Origin of the sequence: Streptomyces sp. NPDC091271 (assembly GCF_044757505.1) — a bacterium.
Taxonomy (GTDB): domain Bacteria; phylum Actinomycetota; class Actinomycetes; order Streptomycetales; family Streptomycetaceae; genus Streptomyces.
This window is the reverse complement of record NZ_JBIVVD010000002.1, coordinates 643,101-660,856: the sequence shown is the minus strand read 5'-3', so window position 1 is coordinate 660,856 and position 17,756 is coordinate 643,101. Positions and strand designations below refer to the sequence as shown.

Here is a 17,756-nt window from a genome sequence, read left to right as displayed (position 1 = left end):
AGTAGGAGTCGGTTCCCGGGTTGCGGTGTCTGAGCGCACCCGCCGCGCCTCCGGTCCCGGTCTACGTACGGGCCTAGTAGCGCAGGTCGTTGCCGTCGTCCCGGCATGCCGCTAACCATGGTTCGAGCCCCGGGGAGCTGACGCTCCGGACCGGTCGGGTGCGGCACCTTCCGTACGGAGCACGCCGCACCTTTCCGTTCCGGCCTCCGGCCCCGGGACGTCCCTGACATCAGCGCAAGGAGAGTGTTTTATCCGTACGTCCGCTCAGTCCCTGGCCCCCATCGCCCGTACCGCCCGGATCCGCAGGTTCGCGGTCTCCGGACTGTGCGCGGCAGGAGCCGCAGCAGCTGCTCTGACCCTGGCCCCGTCCCCCGCGCACGCCTCCGAGCCGGCCTCGCACAGTGCGGCCGCGTCGGCCGGGGTCTCGGCCGCCGGAGTCGCCGCGCAGGCGGAGGCCATCGGTGAGAAGGCCGGCAAGGCCGCCGACACGGACAATCTGGACAGCTGGATCCGCGAGTCCCTCAAGATCATGGATGCCAAGGGGATCCCGGGCAGCTACGAGGGCCTGCACAGCAACATCATGCGCGAGTCGGGCGGCGACCCCGAAGCGTCCAACGACTGGGACGTCAACGCGCAGAACGGCACGCCCTCCAAGGGCCTGCTGCAGGTCATCCAGCCGACCTTCGACGCCTATCACGTCTCGGGCACACCGGAGGACCTGACCGACCCGGTCGCCAACATCACCGCGGCCGCCAACTACGCGGCCGACAAGTACGGCTCCATCGACAACGTCGACTCCGCCTACTGAGGCACGAGCCACACACGGCACGGCCACGCCCCTCCCAGGGCGTGGCCGTGCCGCTTGTCATCCGCCGGACCTCACCAGGGCGACTGTCCCGCAGCGTCACCATCCAGGCCGTCGAGCAGCGAGATCTGTACGCGCACCCGCTTGCCCACAGGCTCGCGGCGTACCTCGAAGCTCTGGCAGACCGCGAGAACGATCTCCAGGCCGTGCTGCCCCGCGCGTGAGGGGTTGGCCTGCACAGCGCTGGGGAGCACGGAGCCCGAGTCCCACATCGTGATGGTCAGCATGCTGCCGTCCACCTCGAGATCCAGCAGGCACGGGCCCGGCGCGTACTTGCAGACATTCGTGGCGAGCTCGCTCACGACCAGCTGCGAGACCTCCATGGCCCGCGCGGGCACGTTCACCCCTCGCAGGGACCCTGCATCGGACAGAAACTCCCGAACGAATCCACGGGCCCGGGAAATGTCCCCGGACTCCATGTCGTACGCGGCGCTACCTGCCACGACGCCCGCGTCGGCCCGCGGCTTGTCCTGTCCGGTCCCGCACCTCGTCGCCAGCCGTTCCATGCCACTTCCCCCGTTCGTCAGCTGCACCACGCAGCTCAGTACACCGCCCGCCTACCCCCCGTCACGCATTTCAGGCCCGGAGAAATCCCACGGGAAACAAGGCCGGTGCGTCCGCCCTCGACCGCGGGCTGTCCGGGACCAGGCCGGTGGGGGCGGTGTCAGTCGGTGAGACCCAGCGCGCCCGCCGCCTGGATCGCCAGCCAGACCTCGGCCAGGGCGCCCGTCGATGTCAGATCCCGCTGTGACAGGGCGCCGAAGCGGCGCAGCCGGTACGCAAGGGTGTTCGGGTGGATGTGGAGCGCCGCCGCGGCCGTCTCCGTACGGCGGTCGCGCTCCATCCAGGTGCGGGCGGAGACCAGCAGATGCGAGTCGTGCGCCTCGTCGTACCGCAGGACCTCGCCGAGCACATGCTCGACCAGGGCGGTCAGGACCGCGGGGTCGTCGGGCAGCCACCGGCCCGTCGAGTCGTCGCCGTACCGGACGACCGGGCGGCCCGACTCCACGGCCTTCGAGACGGCCCAGAGCGCCTCGCGCTCGGCGACCTTCAGCGCGACGCCCGGCGCGAAGGGGCGGCTCATCCCGGCCGCCACGGCCGGCAGCCCGCCGACGGCCTCCGCCAGTTCCGGTGCACCCAGGACGTAGCGGTCCTCGCCCCAGGTGAGCAGCAGGTGGGGGTGGCCCTCCAGGCAGTTCAGCAGCGCGTCGTCCGTGGTGCGGCGGACCACGAGCAGCACGGCGTCACCCTCGATCGAATGCCGGGCGAGCCGACGGCGGGCCGCCTCCGGATCGAGTACCTCCTGCAACAGCTCGGCCAGGGTCTCCGCCCCCTCGCGGCGCAGCACCTCACGCTCGTTGCGCACCATGGCCAGCCGCAGCGCCGCCACCGTCGCGATGTGCTGGACCACGGCGAGCCCCGCAGGCTGGGCGCCCTGGCGCTCGTACGCGACGAGGAAGCCCGCCGGTCCGCCGGGCGCGGGCACCGGGAGGACGAAGCCGCCGGGCATCGTGGGCGGGGCGTCGACGGACGCGGGCAGGACACCGGGGTCCGGGGTGGGGACGCCCGGCAGGAGCGGGCGGCCCTGTGGCGTGCAGAGATAGATGTCGTAGCCCGACAGGCCTTCGAGACGGCGCAGGAGTGCCGGGGTGTCGAGGTCCTCGGCGACCAGCCAGCGCAGGGAGCCGAAGACCTGGAGCTGCGCCCCCAGCCGGTGCCGGGCGTCCTCCTGGACCGAGGCCGCGATCTCCTGGGCGACAGCGATGAAGGGGACGGCGAGCGGGACTTCGAGGACGGGGAAGCCGCGCTCCTCGGCCGCCTCGAAGAGCGCGTCGTGGAGGGGCGGCATGTGCAGCTGGGCCGAGAGCGCGAGAGCGGACACGCCCGCGTCGTCCAGCCGCTCCAGATAGGCGCGCTGCCCGGCCGCGCTGCGGGGGACCGCCAGACCGGCCGTCATGATCACCTCCGCGCCCAGCAGCCAGGGCGTCGGGTCGGCGAGCTCACTGGCGTGCGCCCACGACACGGACCTGCCCAGGCCACCACTGCCGGCCTTCACCGAGAGCTGGAGCGCCGGGAAGGAGAGCAGATCCTCGACGGTGAGTTTGTTGCCGGCCACAGTCCGGAGCCTACATCTTTGTGCCGAACACAGTTGTCGCTGATCGTCTACGGGCCACAGACTGCTGGGACGCCCCGACGCATGAACGGAAGGTGGAGCGTCCGTGACGACCTCGATCACCGAAATCGAGACCTACGGTGTCGAGCGGATCCCGGACGAGGACCGCACGGCCCGCCCGGTCGATCTGTTCCGGCTCGCCTTCGGCGGCGCCAACACCTTCGCGACCTGTGTGCTGGGCGCCTTCCCGATCCTCTTCGGCCTCTCCTTCCGGCAGGGCCTCGCCGCGACCGTCCTCGGCCTCGTCGCGGGTGCGCTGCTGCTCGCCCCGATGGCGTTGTTCGGACCGGCCAACGGCACCAACAACGCCGTCTCCTCCTCCGCGCACCTGGGAGTGCACGGCCGGGTCGTCGGCTCGTTCCTCTCCCTGCTCACCGCCATCGCCTTCTTCTCGATCTCGGTGTGGTCCTCGGGAGACGCGCTCGTCGGCGGCGCGCACCGTCTCGTCGACCTCCCCGAATCGGATCTCACGTACGCCGTCGCGTACGCGGTCTTCGCCGGACTCGTGCTGGTCGTCTGTGTCTACGGATTCCGTTTCATGCTGCTGGTCAACAAGATCGCGGTGTTGGCAGCGTCGTCCCTCTTCGTCCTCGGCGCGTTCGCCTTCGCCGGCGACTTCGACCCCGGTTACGCGGGATCCTTCGCCTCGACAGCCGACCCGCTGTTCTGGCCGTCGTTCATCGGCGCCGCGCTCATCGTGCTCTCCAACCCGGTCTCCTTCGGCGCGTTTCTGGGCGACTGGTCCCGCTACATCCCGGCCGGAGCCCCGCGCCGCCGGGTGATGGGGGCCGCCTTCCTCGCCCAGATCGCCACTCTGCTGCCGTTCCTCTTCGGCCTGGCCACCGCGTCGATCATCGCGTCGAAGGCCGCGAAGTACGTCGACCCGGCGGCCCCCAACTACGTGGGCGGACTGCTCGCGATCTCGCCCGGCTGGTACTTCCTGCCGCTCTGCCTGATCGCACTGATCGGCGGCCTCTCCACCGGTACGACGGCCCTCTACGGCACGGGCCTCGACTTCTCCAGCGTCTTCACGCGCTTCAGCCGCGTCCAGGCGACCTTCTTCATCGGCGTCCTGTCGATCGCGTTCATCTTCGTCGGCCGCTTCGCACTCAACCTCGCGCAGTCCATCTCCACCTTCGCGACGCTGATCATCACCTGCACCGCACCGTGGATGATCGTGATGGCGCTGGGCTACCTCACCCGCCGTGGCTGGTACGACGCGGAGGCGCTCCAGGTCTTCAACCGCCGTCAGCGCGGCGGCCGTTACTGGTTCACGCACGGCTGGAACTGGCGTGGCCTGTCCACCTGGCTCGTCTCGGCCGTCGTGGCGCTCCTCTTCACCAACCTGCCCGGCCAGTTCGTCGGCCCGCTCGGTGACCTCGCCAACGGCACGGACATCTCCCTGCCGGTCGGCCTCGTCCTCGCGACCGTCCTGTATCTCGCCCTGCTCGCACTGTTCCCCGAGCCGCGCGCCGTGTACGGACCGGACGGACCCCGCTTCGTCAGAGCCTCGGACTCCCCGGTGCCCCCGATCACCGGCGGCACCGAGGGAGCCGCCACCGAACCCGCAGTGGCCGGCTGACCGCCGCCGCCTTTCCGCCCGCACCACCGCCTGACCGGGAGAGACCTCCATGAGCACCACGTTCCGCAACTACATCGACGGTGCGTTCGCCGACGCCTCGGACGGCCGCACGCTCGATGTGGTGGACCCCACCACGGGTGACGTCTACGCGACTTCCCCGCTCTCGGGGGCGGCCGACGTCGACGCGGCGATGGCGGCCGCTGCCGCCGCCTTCCCCGTCTGGCGCGACACCACACCGTCCGTGCGCCAGCGCGCGATGCTGAAGATCGCCGACGCGATGGAGGCACGGGCGGACGACCTCGTCGCCGCGGAGAGCCGGGACACCGGCAAGCCGCTCCACCTCACCGGCAGCGAGGAAGTCGCCCCCGCCATCGACCAGGTGCGCTTCTTCGCCGGGGCGGCGCGGATGCTCGAAGGCCGCTCGGCCGGCGAGTACATGGAGGGCCTGACCTCCATCATCCGCCGTGAGCCGGTCGGTGTGTGCGCGCAGGTCGCGCCCTGGAACTACCCCCTGCTGATGGCGGTGTGGAAGTTCGCGCCCGCGCTCGCCGCGGGCAACGCGGTGGTCCTCAAGCCCTCGGACACCACCCCGGCGTCCACGGTGCTGATGGCCGAGATCATCGGCGGTGTCCTGACGGAGCTGGAGCTGCCCACCGGAATCTTCAACGTGGTCTGCGGCGACCGTGACACCGGCCGGCTGATGGTGGAGCACCCGACCCCGGCGATGGCCTCCATCACCGGCTCGGTGCGGGCCGGCATCCAGGTCGCCCAGAGCGCGTCCAAGGACGTCAAGCGGGTCCACCTGGAGCTGGGCGGCAAGGCTCCCGCCGTCATCTTCGAGGACGCCGACCTGGCGAAGGCGGTCGAGGACCTGGTGGTCGGCGGCTTCTTCAACGCCGGTCAGGACTGCACCGCCGCGACCCGCGTCCTCGTCCACGAAGCCGTCCACGACGAATTCGTCACCGCCCTCGCCAAGGCCGCGGCCGACACGAGGACCGGGCTCCCGGACGACGAGGACGTGCTGTACGGGCCCCTCAACAACGCGGGCCAGCTCGCCCAGGTCAGCGGGTTCGTCGAGCGCCTGCCCGAGCACGCCAGGATCGAGGCGGGCGGTCACCGCGTCGGCGACAAGGGCTACTTCTACGCCCCGACCGTCGTCTCGGGCCTCCGCCAGGACGACGAGATCGTCCAGCAGGAGGTCTTCGGGCCGGTCATGACGGTCCAGTCCTTCACGGACGAGGCCCAGGCCGTCGAGTACGCCAACGGCGTGGAATACGCCCTGGCCTCCTCGGTGTGGACCAAGGACCACTCCCGCGCGATGCGGATGTCGAAAAACCTGGACTTCGGCTGTGTGTGGATCAACACCCACATGGCGCTCGTCGCCGAGATGCCGCACGGCGGGTTCAAGAAGTCCGGCTACGGCAAGGACCTCTCCGCGTACGGCTTCGAGGACTACACCCGGATCAAGCACGTCATGACGTCGCTCTGACATCCAGGAGCATGCCGCCCGGAACGGTACGACCGGGCCGGGCGGCGGGGCGGGGGCCGCACCGCAGACTCCTGCCCCTCACTTGAAGCACAGCCGTACCCCGGGCGCCGCCTCGACGAGGACGTTGACCAGCCGCTCGAACAGCAGGGTGGTCTCCGGCGCCGTACGTAGGCACCGCCGATCCCGCCTCGTCGAGACCGCCGGGCATCCGGCTGTTGTCGAGCGCACTCGGACGCAGCCCGATGGACAGCACCTTCGTGTTCCTCGGCAGGGGTGTTGACGTCGTCGGCCGTCCCATGGGCAGTGCGCTCTCTGCTCGCGTCGTGGTGAACTCGCCGGTGCATCACGTAAGCACACATCGACTTCGTCCCCATGTGCCGAACACCCCACCCGGCGGCGAAGGCTGGTTCTACGATCTGGGTCCATGACGGATCCCGACTGCTACGCGTGCGGCAGAGAAGCACAGTTCGGCGAACTCCCACCACGCGAGCGCGTCGCGTCCGACGAGCACTGGCGGGTGGCCCACGCCTTCGACACGGCGGTGCCCGGCTGGCTGGTGCTCCTGCCCCGCCGCCATGTCACCGCCGTCCACGACCTCACCGACGCCGAGGCGGCCGCCCTGGGGGTATGGCAGGTCAGGCTCTCCCGGGCGCTCCGGAGCGTGACCGGCTGCGCCAAGACCTACGTCGTCCAGTTCGCCGAAGCCGAGGGCTTCGCTCACACGCACTTCCACGTCGTGCCGCGCATGAGGGACCTGCCTCCCGAGCAACGAGGGCCGGGCGTCTTCCGGCTGCTCGGCCGCCCGGAGCCCGAGCGCGTAACGGCCGACCAGGCAGACCACTTGGCCCGCTCCCTCCGAGCATCGCTCGAGGAGGGCCGGCGGGAGCCACATTGAGGTCGGGGAGGTACCCGCGCCCGGACGGCCGCCGTCCTTGTAGGCCCTGCGGCACTGCACTAGCGTTGCCTGTGTGGATCTCTTCTCACGCTCGTGGACGGCACTGCGCACGGCGGTCGCCGAACTCCCGGACGAGGACTTCTCACAGCCGTCCGGCTGCGCCGGATGGCTCGTGCGGGACCTTGTGTGCCATCTGGTCATCGACGCCCAGGACGTCCTGATCACCCTCGCGACTCCCGCCGCGACGGAGCCGACCCGGGACGCGGTGACCTACTGGGACGTCACCCGGACACCGCCGAGCGGCGACGACCCGCTCGACGCGCTGACCGTACGGCTGGCCGCCGCGTACGAGCAGCCCTCCCTGCTGAAGTTCCATCTGGACGACGTGGGATCCGCAGCCGGCCGTGCCGCCGGACTCGCCGCCCCCGGCCTCCGGGTCGGCACCCGCGGAGAGGTCATGAGCGTGGGCGACTACCTCACCACGTACGTCATGGAGTGGACGCTGCACCACCTCGATCTCGCCGCGTACCTCCCCGATGTCCCCGAAGCCCCGGAGGAAGGGCTCGCCCGTTCCCGCCGGTTGCTGGAGGAGATCGCCGGTACCGCGTTCCCCGCCTCCCTCTCCGACAAGGAGGCGCTCCTGGTCGGCACCGGACGGCGTCCCCCGAGCGACGCGGAGAAGGCCGAGCTGGGCGCACTCGCCGCGAGACTCCCGTTCGTCCTCGGCTGACCGTCCGGCCGCCCGTTCGAACACAGCACTCAAGGGCGGCACTCGCGGATCGAGACCATCGAACAGGCGGTCGTCCGCTCGGCAGCAGGTCGTCGACCACGACTACGAGCCATGGAACCGGGACCACATCGTCGTCGACACCGCGGGGGAGCGGCCGCAGGAGCCGTCGGCCTAGCTCCTCGGTCACCTCACCGCCGACGGGCAGCAGGCGGCTCGAGGCGTGACACCGAGCGCGGCGGTCTCGTGGTTCCGGGTTTCGGCCCGCTGAGAGGGCATGCTGGTGGCGGTGGCCAGGGCGCTTCCCGTGCGCCCGCCGCGGTGCCGGACCAGGGACGCGCGACGTCCGCCGTCCCGCGACGAACGAGGGAACCCACATGGCGGACGACCGGCGGTCAGGACTGTCGCCCGAGCAGGCCGCGGGTGCGTCGGCGGACCGGCTCAAGGAGCGCATCTACGCGACGATCACGATGATCGCCGTGGTGGTCGGCCTGTCCCTCGGGGAAGCCGGCACCACAGGCGCCCTGGCCACGGTCCTGACGACCGCTCTGGGGCTGTGGCTCGCGGCGTTCGTCGCCGACCAGCAGGCGCACCGCACGGTGCACCGCCACCTCGCAACCGGCCATGACCTGCGGCGCATGCTGTACGTCAGCAGCCCGCTGCTGTCCTGCGCGGTCGGCCCGGCTGTGATGATCACCCTCGCGGCGCTGGACGTCCTGTCCCTGGCCACCGCCCTGATGACAGCCGCCGGAGTGGGCATCGCCTCGCTCTTCGCCTGGGGCTGCGCGGGAGGGCTGCGCATGGGAGGCGGCGTTCTTCTGGCGGTGCTGGCCGGTCTGGCCGACGCGGTGATCGGTGTCGCGGTCGCGCTCGTGAAGGCGGCCGCCGGGCACTGACAGGGCCGGTGACGGCGCGCCGCGCCTTCGCGCTCGCTACAGCCGCATGTCGTGGCCGATACGGCCGGCCTCCCGCGACTCCGGCACGTACAGGAACTCCGCGTGCGGGGCGTGGGACGTCGCCGACACGATGAGCGTGTGGCTGCCCGGCCGGAGACCGTCGACGCGATACCGGCCCGACCGCACCGGCCCTGCCGCCACCCGCTTCCCCCGTGCGTCGATCACGGTGACCCATCCCGCACACCCCGCGGGATGCGCTGCACACCGGACGGTGCCCGCGACGGTCACGCCGGCCGTTTCCGTGCCGGCCACCGGGCCCGGGTCCGGGTCCGTCCGTGGTGCGGCAGTGGCCGTGGCGGTGCGAGCGGCGTTCCCCGGAGCGCCCGGTGCCCGTGTCGTCGGCCGCAGGGACCACTCCGCAACGAGCGCCCGAGTGCGGCGTTCCATCGGTGAACTCGTCCTGTTCTCGGGAGAGTTGTCGTGCACGGCGAGCCCGCACCGTTCCGCGTACCCGGCGAGCGTCTCGTCGAGAGCGGAGAGCTCCCGCAGCGTCGTGCGGATGCGCGACGCCCGTGGTCCGGGCGGCGCCTTGTCCATGTCCGCCTTCAATTCCCGTACCAGCGGGCCCACCCGCTGCCAGCCTTCCTCGGGCTCACCGGTCGTCAGCGAGCGGTCGAGGGCACGCAGTGACCGGCTCAGCGTCCTGGTGATGTGGGCGAAGCGTTCGGCCGGCCCCGGGGCCAGGTCGATGTCGATGTCCGCGGCCGCCGCGAGGGCGCGGGCATGGCCCGTCGCCGTGGTGAGCAGTGCGGTGCGGTTGTCCGCGTCACGCCCCCGCAGGCCGCGTGGCATCCGTACCAGCGGACGTGCCAGGCTCAGGACCTCGAACAGGGCGGAGTCCACCCCGCGGGCGGCTCCACGGAGCCGTACGGGGGCGTCGGGGTCCTCCCAGCGCAGGGCGAGCTGGGAGACGAGGGTGTCGACGGCGGACATGTAGCCGCGCTCCGCCTCCCGTGTGATCCTGCGGCTCGACAGCGGGAAGATCAGTGCGGCACACGCGGTCGCGACGAGTATCCCGAGGCCGTTGTCCAGCAGTCGCTCGCCGAGCAGGTGGTCCATGCCGCCGTAGGGCGTCGTCAGTCCGTACAACTGCACCAGCGCGACGACGAGCCCGACGACCCAGAGGGCGTACGCGCGCTGCATCCCCCAGGCCCCGAGGGTGAGGCCCGCCACGATGACCGTCAGCGTCCCGTAGACGTGGCCGTGGCCCAGGAGATGGAGGAGGGCGATGCCGAGCACGGCGCCGATCACCGTGCCCGCCATGCGGTGGCCGAACTTGCGCAGGCGCTCGTGCGTCGTGTTCGTCCCGAAGAGGGTGATCATCACGCCGACGAGACCCCAGTAGAAGCGCTGCGGGTCGATCGCGTCGGTGATCGGGCAGACGATGGCGGCGGCGACCCCCGCGTGCAGTGGTGCGCGTACGAAGGGGACGGCGCGCCGCCAGCTCTTCTCCGTGCGCGCGGCGAGCACGCGCTGGGTCGCGCCCGCCGATCCGGCGGGACGGTTGCGCTCCAGGGCCACGGTCGGCTGGAAGGGGACCTGCGCGGGGGACTCCGGGGAGCTCCAGCCCAGCGAGAGCCAGTGGGAGAGCGATCCGGCAAGCGAGTCGAGGAGATGGGCCACGCGACAGGCGAGCTCGACGGTCTCCGCGTGGCTGTCGCCCGTACCGGGGTGCTCGCGCACCTGGTCGGCCTGGCGGCGGATGCGTTCGGCGGCCGGACGCAGGCCCTGCGCGCTGCCGAGGGGCGTGTCCCGTGCGATGACGAGGCCGACGGCCATCGCCTCGCGCAGGTGCGGCGGTACGTCGAGGCGGGCCAGGTCCTGCACGGCCCGGCCGATACCGCGCAGGGCCAGTTCGGCGTCGAAGAGGTGGCGGTGCAGCAGCTCGGCCATGCCGGGGTCCGCGGCGACCTCCGGCTGGGCCAGCCGACCGTCGATGGTGACGGTGGTGACGTTGAGGTGGTGCAGGGCACGTGCCATGCGGCGCACGGCCCGCTCCTGGTCGGCGTCGGGGTCCAGCGTCTCGACGGCCGCGTCGGCCACCCGGCGCGCTTCCACGACGAAGGCGCGCTGAGTGCGCAGCAGGTCCTCACGCGGCATCGGGTAGCAGAACAGCAGCCGTGTCAGGAGTACCGCCCCGGCGGAGACCAGGGCGACGGCGAACGCCTTTCCCCACATGGCGGAGGGGATGTCCGCCATCATGCCGACCATCAGACCGTTGAACAGCATCATGCCCGTGAGCAGCGACAGCTGTCCGAACCGGGCGAGGAAGAAGGTCAAGGCGAGCGCCACGACCATCAGACTGATCTCCAGGCCGCGGTCGCCGTGCAACTCGGCGGCGAGCCACAGGACGGCGGCGTACGGGAACGGCATCCACAGGATGGCGCGGGTGAGCCGCTGCCAGGTGTTCTCGGCGACGGCGAAGGCGCTCATCAGGCCCATCATCCCGCCGACGATCATGCCGATCATGGCCGGGACGTCCAGGGCCCTGGCCATCCCGTAGCCGACCGCGAGCGAGGTCACCATCGCGACGAGGGTGCGCCAACCCGCCTGGAGCTGCCCGAGGCCGGGGTCTGCCGCGAGTATCCAGTCCCAGCGCCGCCGTGGCCCGAACACCCGGTGCGGTGCGACGGCGTGCGCGGCACCTTCCGCGGGCGAGGGGATGCGGGTGGGAGGTGAGGAGGGCGTGAGTTCCGACGCCGTGTCCGACGGCGCGGTACCTGGGCTGATCAACGGGGCTCCGAATCCATCGCTTCGAGCAGGGTGGTGAGGGCATTGCGGGCGGCGCCCACGGCGAGCTCGGAGTCGTCGACGCCCGCGTCGAGGCCTCGCAGGAGTGCCGCGGCCATCCGCCGCCGCCCCCGGTCGAGCAGGTCCCGTCCGGCAGGAGTCAGGGAGGCCTCCACGACACGTCGGTCGGCGGCGCGGCGTTCACGCGTGGCCAGGCCGAGCTCCTCGACGCTCCGCAGGACCACGGTCACGCGGGGCTGTGACATGCCCGTGTACGTGGCAAGAGCGGTCACCCGCCGGGGACCGTCCTCCAGGGCGTCGAGCACGGCCACCTGGCTGCGGCTGAGCCCGAAGTCCCCGGTGCGGAAGAGTGTCTGCGAGAGCCGCCCGATGCCTCTGAGGAGACCCCGGGCAGCGCTTTCGATGCGCTGCTCGTCGGTGGGGCCTGCCAGGGGCGACGATTGATGCATATAGCAATTATATAGATGTCAAGAGTTGGCGCGGAACCATGTGCGGGCAAAATGCCCGGCCTCGTCCGAGGTGCCGGTCCCTGAACCGCTGCCCCGCCCCGGTGGCTCGGACCACACCGGGGCGAGGGCCGGTCACCCGTCGGCCTGCGCGAGCCGGCGCAGCGCGCGCACCAGTGCCTCGACGCCCGTGACCGCCTTGGACCGGGGGCATCCGACGTTGAGCCGGACCCGCCCCGGGGAGCCGTACGCCGCTCCCGGCATGATGGCCACCTTCTCCACCTCGACGAGCTCGCGTTGCAGCGCGTCGTCATCGACGCCGAGCGGCCGCAGGTCGATCCAGGCGAGGTACCCCGCCTCCGGGGGCTCCCAGCCGAGCTGTGGGAACTCCCCGCGGAGACGGTCGGCGACCATCGCCAGGTTGTCCGCGAGGTACGTACGCAAGGCGTCCAGCCAGGGTTCCCCCTCCCTGTACGCGGCGATGTGGCCGACCAGTGACAGCACGGCGGGGGAGGAGAGGCCGTCGGCCTCCTTGAGTTGCCGTAGATAGGCGTCGCGCGACGCGGGGTCGCCGATGATCCCGTAACTCCCGGTCAAGGCAGGGATGTTGAACGATTTCGACGCCGAGGTGATCACGGCCCACCGGCCCTCGCCGCCGAGCCGGGACCAGGGGCGGTGGACGTGCGGGGGGTGGGCCAGGTCGCCATGGATCTCGTCGCTGATGACGGCCACGCCGTGCTCCGCGCACAGCCGCGCCATCCGGCCCAGCTCGTCGGCGGACCAGACCTTGCCTGTCGGGTTGTGCGGCGAGCACAGCAGCAGCACGGCCGTGTCGGGCAGCGCCAGGAGCCGCTCCAGCTCCGCCCAGTCGTCGAGCGGACACTCCCGGAGCTGCCGCCCGTGGGCCGCCACGGTCTTGGGGAACGCGTCGTACATGGGCGTGTGGGCCACCACGCCGTCCCCGGGGCGCGACCACAGCCGGAGCAGCTGTGACAGCTGGTAGACGACGGACGGCGCGTAGACGATCGACGCGGGGTCGACGGCCGTCGCGTGCCGCGTCGCGTACCAGTGGACGATCGCCGAGAGGAAGTCGTCCTGCCGCCACCGCGAGTAACCGAGCACGGCGTGGTCCAGCCGGCCGTGGAGCGCGGCCATGATCTCCGGGGCGGTCTCGAAGTCCATGTCGGAAATCGTGAACGGCAGCAGGTCCGGCACGCCGAAGCGGTCCTCGACGTAGTCCCACTGTGTGCACCAGGTGCCGTGCCGGTCCACGACGGTGCCGAAGTCGTACGGATCCTGCGAGGCGGGGGAGAGGGGAGTCATGGTCAGCCCACAGGGATCATGGTGGCGATGGCGTCCTTCACCGACTGGACCTGCGGCCCGATGATGACCTGCACGTTGTGGCCGTCGAGCTTGATCACGCCTACGGCGCCGAGCTTCTTCAGCCGCGCCTCGTCCACCTGTGCCGCGTCCTCCACCGTCATGCGCAGGCGAGTGATGCAGTTGTCCAGGGACCGGATGTTGTCGGCTCCGCCGATCGCGTCGAGGATGGCGGCGGCGTCGTACTTCCCCGCGACCAGCTCGCGCGCGGGCTGCTCCCCCGCGTCGGGAGCGGCCGGCTCACCGTCCTTGTCGTCCTGTTCCTCCTCGCGCCCAGGGGTCTTGAGGTCGAAGCGGTTGATCGCCCAGCGGAACAGGAAGTAGTACACGGCGAACCACACCGCCGCGATCACCGGCACCAGGTACCACTTGGTCGTCGATCCCTGGAGGACGCCGAAGACCAGCCAGTCGATGACGTTGCCGTCCGTGTTCCCGATGAAGACGCCGAGCAGGGCGGCAGTGAGGAAGCCGAGCCCCACCAGAACCGCGTGGATGGCGTACAGCCACGGTGCGACGAAGAGGAACAGGAACTCCAGCGGCTCCGTGATGCCGCCGACCACGCAGGCCACCACGCCCGACACGAGCAGGGCCTTGATCTCCGGGCGCATCTTCTTGTTCGCGCAGTGGTACATCGCGAGGGCGGCGCCCGGCAGGCCGCCGAGGTAGGACGCCATCTTGCCCTGGGAGAGGAAGTGCGTAGCGTCGGTGACGGCGGCATTCGGCGCGCCCGCGCAGTCGAGGTGCGCGTAGAACATGTTCAGGGCCCCGGAGACGTTGTCCCCGCACACGGCTCCCGAACCGCCGACGTCGGTGAACCGGAACATGGCCACCAGAATGTGGTGCAGCCCGATGGGACGCAGCAGAACCTCTCCCATGCCGAAGAAGAACGGCCCGAAGACGCCGGTGTGCCCGATGCCACGGCCCACGGCGGTGATCCAGCCGTTGAAGGTCGGCCACACCAGGGGGATGAGCAGACCGAGCACGCTCAGGACGAGGGCGGAGATGATCGGGACGAAGCGCAGGCCGCCGAAGAAGGCCAGTGCGTCAGGCATCCGCTGCGTACGAAAGCGCTGGTGGAGGAGGCTGACAACGATGCCAACGGCCACGGCTCCGAGGAGTCCCGTATCGATGGACTGCACACCGAGCACATCGGCTATGCCGTAGTGCTTGATGGCTGCCTCGTCCTCGAAGTCGACCCCCTTGGCGGTGAGGTAGAAGTTCACCGCGAGATTCATGGCGGCGAAGCCGACGAAACCCGAGAACGCCGCCACGCCCTTGTCCTCGCGGGCGAGGCCGAGGGGAATCGCCATCGCGAAGAGGACGGGCAGGAAGGTGAAGGCCACCAGCCCCGTGTTGGCCATCCAGGTGAAGACGAGGTGGAAGCCCTCGGCCTTCAGGAACGGCAGATTGTCGGTGACGGCCTCGCTGGATAGCGAGGAGCCGATGCCCAGCATGATGCCGCAGAACGCGAGCAGGGCCACGGGGAGCATGAAAGTCTTGCCGAGCCCCTGGAGGAATTCCCAGAGTGCGGCTTTGGTCTTCTGCATGTGTACGGAACTTTCGAGCCTGGGGGGACGGACCCGGGCGCTCGCCGTGGTGATGCGGGGACCCACGGGTGATCGAGCGTCGGTGGATATGGACGAGGGGCCCGGGCCGCCTTCGCGCGACGCACCTGAGGATCGCCCGGTGAGCACGCCAGACGGGGCCGTTCCGCCGCACGGATCACATCACAGCGGGTCGACGACTGTCCATGGAGGCCGGAGCACCGGCCGAAGCGGACACAGAGGGGGCCGACGGGGAGTGAACCAGGTGTCGCACGCCGTGACGCACGCCACCTGTCCGGATCGGCGTCGGGTGTTTGCCGACGCGTCGGTGGGTAAGGGGCTCATTGGCCGCCGGAGCCGACAATCCGGTGGATAGTGTGCCAAAACTACTGATCCAGGAGGTTCGATGTCCTCGAAGCGACGTCGCAAGAAAAAGGCCCGCCGCAAGAACGGCGCGAACCACGGCAGCCGTCCGCAGAGCTGAGGACGCGCCGACATGACCGGGGGGTGGCATGCGCCACCCCCCGGACGCGCGCCTGACGGAACCTTCGGCGAGCGCGACGGCGAGGAATGCCTCGATCTGAGGATCCGGGCCCGGGACCGCTTCCTCCCCGCCGACGGGCCACGTCGCCCATGCCGTGGTCAGCGCGACGAAGAGTCGTACCCGGCCGTGAGGAGCGCGGCGTCAGCTGTCCACAGCAGTCGGCGCGCAGCTCGGCAGACCCACCTGACGGAGGCGACGCTTTCCTCGACCTTGGTGTCGTTGGTGCCCCGGACGCCGTAGCCCCGCAGGAGGGCTTGGGGCCCGCCCCGGAACTGCATGTCGGGCAGTTCGAGGTCGCAGGAATTGCCCTTCTCGTGCAGCGACTTGGCGTTGTCGAACTCGGTGTACTGCCGCAGATCGTTGTTGCTGCCCCAGACCTGGCCGGGGGTGGCACCCCCTTGGTCTGCTGGCAGGCGCACGGCGCACCGGATTCGCAGTCGTCCCAACTGGCCTGTGCCGATGTGGACGGCCCCTCTGAATCCCTACGCCGCCCCGCCGCACAAGCGGCCAGCGGGCTACAGCACGCACCGCATGCGCCCGACCGGGTGGGAGAACTCGTGGGACAAGCCCTTGCGGGTCTGGCTCAACCATGACCACGGGACAGACCTCTTGGCGTCGCCCTACGAGCTCGTGTGGGCGACGACGTGGAAGAACGAGGCGAACGACTGGATCGGGCCGCACCTCGGCCTGCCCGCACTCCCATTCGTCGACCGGCCTTCCATGACACCCCGGAGCCATGACCGACTGCACTGGAAGACACGGGCGTTGGTCGCGTACGCCAAGGGCCGGCCGTTCGCCTGGGTGGACGACGAGCTGGGCCCGGGCGACCGCGCATGGGTCCAGGAGCATCACGATGCTCCAGCGCTCCTGCACCGGGTGGACCCACGCCTGGGCCTCCTGGCGGAGGACTTCAGCGCACTGTCGGAGTGGGCAGCAGGGCTGGAGCAGGCTGCGGCGTGATGGAAGCGGTGTACGCCCACGCGGCTCCCACCCGGCGTTCGCCCGAGGTCAGGTGAGCAGCTGGTTCCGGTGGGACGCGCGACGGGCGGCCGCCAGCAGGGCGTGGATCTGAGGACCGGCCTGGTCGAGCCGGTCAACGGGCTTCGCGAACGGCAGGCGCACATCGCGGTGGGTGCCCGGGTACTCCAGGCGCAAAGTCACGCCGTAGCGGTCCAGCTCCACCGGCAGGACGCGCGTCACGCCCTTCTCCGGCTGCGGCTGCACGAGGCGCAGGAGCAGAGGGACGAGTTCGCCGTGATCGTCGAGGAGGTGGGTCAGCATTGCCGCCTCGCTCGTGGCGATCGGATCAGGGTCGGTCTCCTGCAGTGTGTCCAGCGTGACGAACGCACGGCCCCTGTGGTCCTCGAAGACCGCCTGGCCGAACTCCATGCAGGTGCTCTCCGCGGTGTCCGTGCTGTACGGGGCCGCCAGCAGGCCGGTCACCGTGACACGGGCGCGCGTGCGGTCCCGTACGGGCGTGGGCGCGATGTCGGTGAACTCCAGCCGGACGGGGATGCGTGGCCCCGACTGGAGGGAGCCGGCCTCCGACGGTTCGTGCAGGTGGATGTGGCCCATCGCGGCCGTGCCGTCGAGGCGGTGCACCTCGACGGGGTCGAGCCCGTCGCTCACCACTGTCATCGAATGGGCCGCGGTCAGGATGGACAGCACGCGTTCGGCGGGGGTGGGCCGGTTGACGCGGGAGTTGAAAGGACGCATCCAAGTTCTCCAGAGGGGCGGGCGGGGAGAAGACCTCACTACTGTTACTTAGGTATGCCTAACCTAACCCATGATTCGAGGTTCGGGTAGCGGCGCCGCACGGTCGCGGGCCACGCCGGCACCAGCCGTGCCGTCCTCTACCGCCGCTGGCCGACGAAGCGAGAACTCGTCCTGGCCGCTCTGCGCAGCAAGGCGCCGCCCGTCCCGGACGAGCGCCGGACACGGGAGATCTGCGCGGTGACGTGCTCGCCCTGCTCCGCTTCATCGTCGGGCAGACGGCCGGTACGGCCCATGTGCGACAGGCGCTCGCCGCGGAGCAGGGGCAGGACACGGAGCTGTCCGCGTACCTGACCTCGCGCAACCGCAGCCCTGGCGGCGACTGGATGCGTACGGTCCTGGAGCGGGCCGCCCGCCGCGGTGAGATCGATCCCGCGGTTCCGCTTCCCGACCGGCTGGTCGCGCTCCCGGTGGTCCTGGTCCTGGTCCTCCATGACCTCCTCATGGCCCGCCGCACCCCCTCCGAGGCCGATCTGGAGGAAGTCGTGGGCCTGCCGTTCCTCCCGCTCGTCGCGCTCCGGCAGGACCGGCGCGTCCGAGGGGCCGCCGCCCCGAAGTCCGAAGTCCCGGGGGAGCGGCGCCCGGTGTGAGGACCGTTGACAAAAGAGCGGCCTGCTAGAAACCTGTCACC

At 70.7% G+C, this 17,756-nt stretch carries 16 protein-coding genes and 2 pseudogenes; 10 read left to right on the top strand and 8 right to left on the bottom strand.

The features are described from left to right. Positions 1-271 precede the first annotated feature (271 nt). A complete protein-coding gene (locus ACIQM3_RS10380; protein WP_401622411.1) occupies positions 272-808 on the top strand; it encodes a transglycosylase SLT domain-containing protein in 537 nt (178 codons plus the stop codon). Positions 809-879: 71 nt separating this feature from the next. Here ACIQM3_RS10380 and ACIQM3_RS10375 read toward each other — a convergent pair whose 3' ends face one another. Both ACIQM3_RS10375 and ACIQM3_RS10370 read right to left on the bottom strand, forming a co-directional pair. Continuing rightward, positions 880-1,371, bottom strand: coding sequence for an ATP-binding protein (locus tag ACIQM3_RS10375; protein WP_401622408.1), 492 nt, complete (start codon positions 1,369-1,371; stop codon positions 880-882). A 158-nt stretch (positions 1,372-1,529) separates the two neighbouring features. Further along, the gene (locus ACIQM3_RS10370; protein WP_401621594.1) at positions 1,530-2,981 is read right to left on the bottom strand and encodes a PucR family transcriptional regulator; all 1,452 of its coding nucleotides are present in this window, start codon (positions 2,979-2,981) and stop codon (positions 1,530-1,532) included. A 103-nt stretch (positions 2,982-3,084) separates the two neighbouring features. Here ACIQM3_RS10370 and ACIQM3_RS10365 point away from each other — a divergent pair, with 103 nt between their 5' ends. The 5 genes from ACIQM3_RS10365 (at position 3,085) to ACIQM3_RS10345 (ending at position 8,627) form a co-directional block, all read left to right on the top strand. Next, positions 3,085-4,620 (top strand): purine-cytosine permease family protein, encoded by a 1,536-nt coding sequence (locus tag ACIQM3_RS10365; protein WP_401621591.1) that lies wholly within the window; start codon positions 3,085-3,087, stop codon positions 4,618-4,620. A gap of 49 nt (positions 4,621-4,669) precedes the next feature. Beyond that, positions 4,670-6,109, top strand: a complete 1,440-nt coding sequence (locus tag ACIQM3_RS10360) for a gamma-aminobutyraldehyde dehydrogenase (protein WP_401621588.1) — start codon at positions 4,670-4,672, stop codon at positions 6,107-6,109. A gap of 424 nt (positions 6,110-6,533) precedes the next feature. Continuing rightward, a complete protein-coding gene (locus ACIQM3_RS10355) occupies positions 6,534-7,004 on the top strand; it encodes an HIT family protein (RefSeq protein WP_401621585.1) in 471 nt (156 codons plus the stop codon). Positions 7,005-7,077: 73 nt separating this feature from the next. Continuing rightward, on the top strand, positions 7,078-7,734 hold the full coding sequence (locus ACIQM3_RS10350; protein ID WP_401621582.1) for a maleylpyruvate isomerase N-terminal domain-containing protein: 657 nt from the start codon (positions 7,078-7,080) through the stop codon (positions 7,732-7,734). A 374-nt stretch (positions 7,735-8,108) separates the two neighbouring features. Continuing rightward, positions 8,109-8,627 (top strand): hypothetical protein, encoded by a 519-nt coding sequence (locus ACIQM3_RS10345; protein WP_401621579.1) that lies wholly within the window; start codon positions 8,109-8,111, stop codon positions 8,625-8,627. Between the two features lie 36 nt (positions 8,628-8,663). Here ACIQM3_RS10345 and ACIQM3_RS10340 read toward each other — a convergent pair whose 3' ends face one another. From ACIQM3_RS10340 to malX, 4 genes are all read right to left on the bottom strand, one after another. Then, on the bottom strand, positions 8,664-11,420 hold the full coding sequence (locus tag ACIQM3_RS10340; RefSeq protein ID WP_401621576.1) for an FUSC family protein: 2,757 nt from the start codon (positions 11,418-11,420) through the stop codon (positions 8,664-8,666). Then, complete coding sequence (locus tag ACIQM3_RS10335; RefSeq protein ID WP_401621574.1) at positions 11,417-11,887, bottom strand: MarR family winged helix-turn-helix transcriptional regulator; 471 nt, start codon at positions 11,885-11,887, stop codon at positions 11,417-11,419. Before ACIQM3_RS10335 ends, ACIQM3_RS10340 begins: the two co-directional genes overlap by 4 nt. Before the next feature lie 132 nt (positions 11,888-12,019). After that, positions 12,020-13,207, bottom strand: coding sequence for a MalY/PatB family protein (locus tag ACIQM3_RS10330; RefSeq protein WP_401621571.1), 1,188 nt, complete (start codon positions 13,205-13,207; stop codon positions 12,020-12,022). A gap of 2 nt (positions 13,208-13,209) precedes the next feature. Further along, positions 13,210-14,811 carry a maltose/glucose-specific PTS transporter subunit IIBC gene (gene malX, locus ACIQM3_RS10325; RefSeq protein ID WP_401621568.1) on the bottom strand — a complete coding sequence of 534 codons (1,602 nt, stop codon included), beginning with the start codon at positions 14,809-14,811 and terminating at the stop codon, positions 13,210-13,212. Positions 14,812-15,214: 403 nt separating this feature from the next. Between malX and ACIQM3_RS10320 the strand changes: the two genes are divergently transcribed. Beyond that, positions 15,215-15,292, top strand: coding sequence for a 50S ribosomal protein bL37 (locus ACIQM3_RS10320; protein WP_370443954.1), 78 nt, complete (start codon positions 15,215-15,217; stop codon positions 15,290-15,292). A 158-nt stretch (positions 15,293-15,450) separates the two neighbouring features. Here ACIQM3_RS10320 and ACIQM3_RS10315 read toward each other — a convergent pair whose 3' ends face one another. After that, a complete protein-coding gene (locus ACIQM3_RS10315) occupies positions 15,451-15,771 on the bottom strand; it encodes a hypothetical protein (RefSeq protein ID WP_401621565.1) in 321 nt (106 codons plus the stop codon). Between the two features lie 27 nt (positions 15,772-15,798). Here ACIQM3_RS10315 and ACIQM3_RS10310 point away from each other — a divergent pair. Beyond that, positions 15,799-16,312, top strand: a pseudogene (locus ACIQM3_RS10310) (hypothetical protein). Positions 16,313-16,360: 48 nt separating this feature from the next. On the opposite strand, the gene ACIQM3_RS10305 reads toward ACIQM3_RS10310, so the two are convergent. Further along, positions 16,361-17,068 carry a DUF2470 domain-containing protein gene (locus ACIQM3_RS10305; protein WP_401621562.1) on the bottom strand — a complete coding sequence of 236 codons (708 nt, stop codon included), beginning with the start codon at positions 17,066-17,068 and terminating at the stop codon, positions 16,361-16,363. Positions 17,069-17,203: 135 nt separating this feature from the next. On the opposite strand from ACIQM3_RS10305, the pseudogene ACIQM3_RS10300 reads away from it, so the two are divergent. Together ACIQM3_RS10300 and ACIQM3_RS10295 are read left to right on the top strand one after the other, a co-directional pair. After that, positions 17,204-17,419: pseudogene (locus tag ACIQM3_RS10300) on the top strand (hypothetical protein); the annotation flags it as partial. Beyond that, positions 17,320-17,715, top strand: coding sequence for a TetR/AcrR family transcriptional regulator C-terminal ligand-binding domain-containing protein (locus ACIQM3_RS10295; protein WP_401622405.1), 396 nt, complete (start codon positions 17,320-17,322; stop codon positions 17,713-17,715). The pseudogene ACIQM3_RS10300 and the gene ACIQM3_RS10295, both read left to right, overlap by 100 nt. Positions 17,716-17,756: the final 41 nt, after the last annotated feature.

Coding starts and splice junctions, on each gene's coding strand:
- ACIQM3_RS10375 (WP_401622408.1), bottom strand. CDS start 1,371: ATGGAACGGCTGGCGACGAGGTGCGGGACCGGACAGGACAAGCCGCGG.
- ACIQM3_RS10355 (WP_401621585.1), top strand. CDS start 6,534: ATGACGGATCCCGACTGCTACGCGTGCGGCAGAGAAGCACAGTTCGGC.
- ACIQM3_RS10345 (WP_401621579.1), top strand. CDS start 8,109: ATGGCGGACGACCGGCGGTCAGGACTGTCGCCCGAGCAGGCCGCGGGT.
- ACIQM3_RS10360 (WP_401621588.1), top strand. CDS start 4,670: ATGAGCACCACGTTCCGCAACTACATCGACGGTGCGTTCGCCGACGCC.
- ACIQM3_RS10305 (WP_401621562.1), bottom strand. CDS start 17,068: ATGCGTCCTTTCAACTCCCGCGTCAACCGGCCCACCCCCGCCGAACGC.
- ACIQM3_RS10330 (WP_401621571.1), bottom strand. CDS start 13,207: ATGACTCCCCTCTCCCCCGCCTCGCAGGATCCGTACGACTTCGGCACC.
- ACIQM3_RS10320 (WP_370443954.1), top strand. CDS start 15,215: ATGTCCTCGAAGCGACGTCGCAAGAAAAAGGCCCGCCGCAAGAACGGC.
- malX (WP_401621568.1), bottom strand. CDS start 14,811: ATGCAGAAGACCAAAGCCGCACTCTGGGAATTCCTCCAGGGGCTCGGC.
- ACIQM3_RS10335 (WP_401621574.1), bottom strand. CDS start 11,887: ATGCATCAATCGTCGCCCCTGGCAGGCCCCACCGACGAGCAGCGCATC.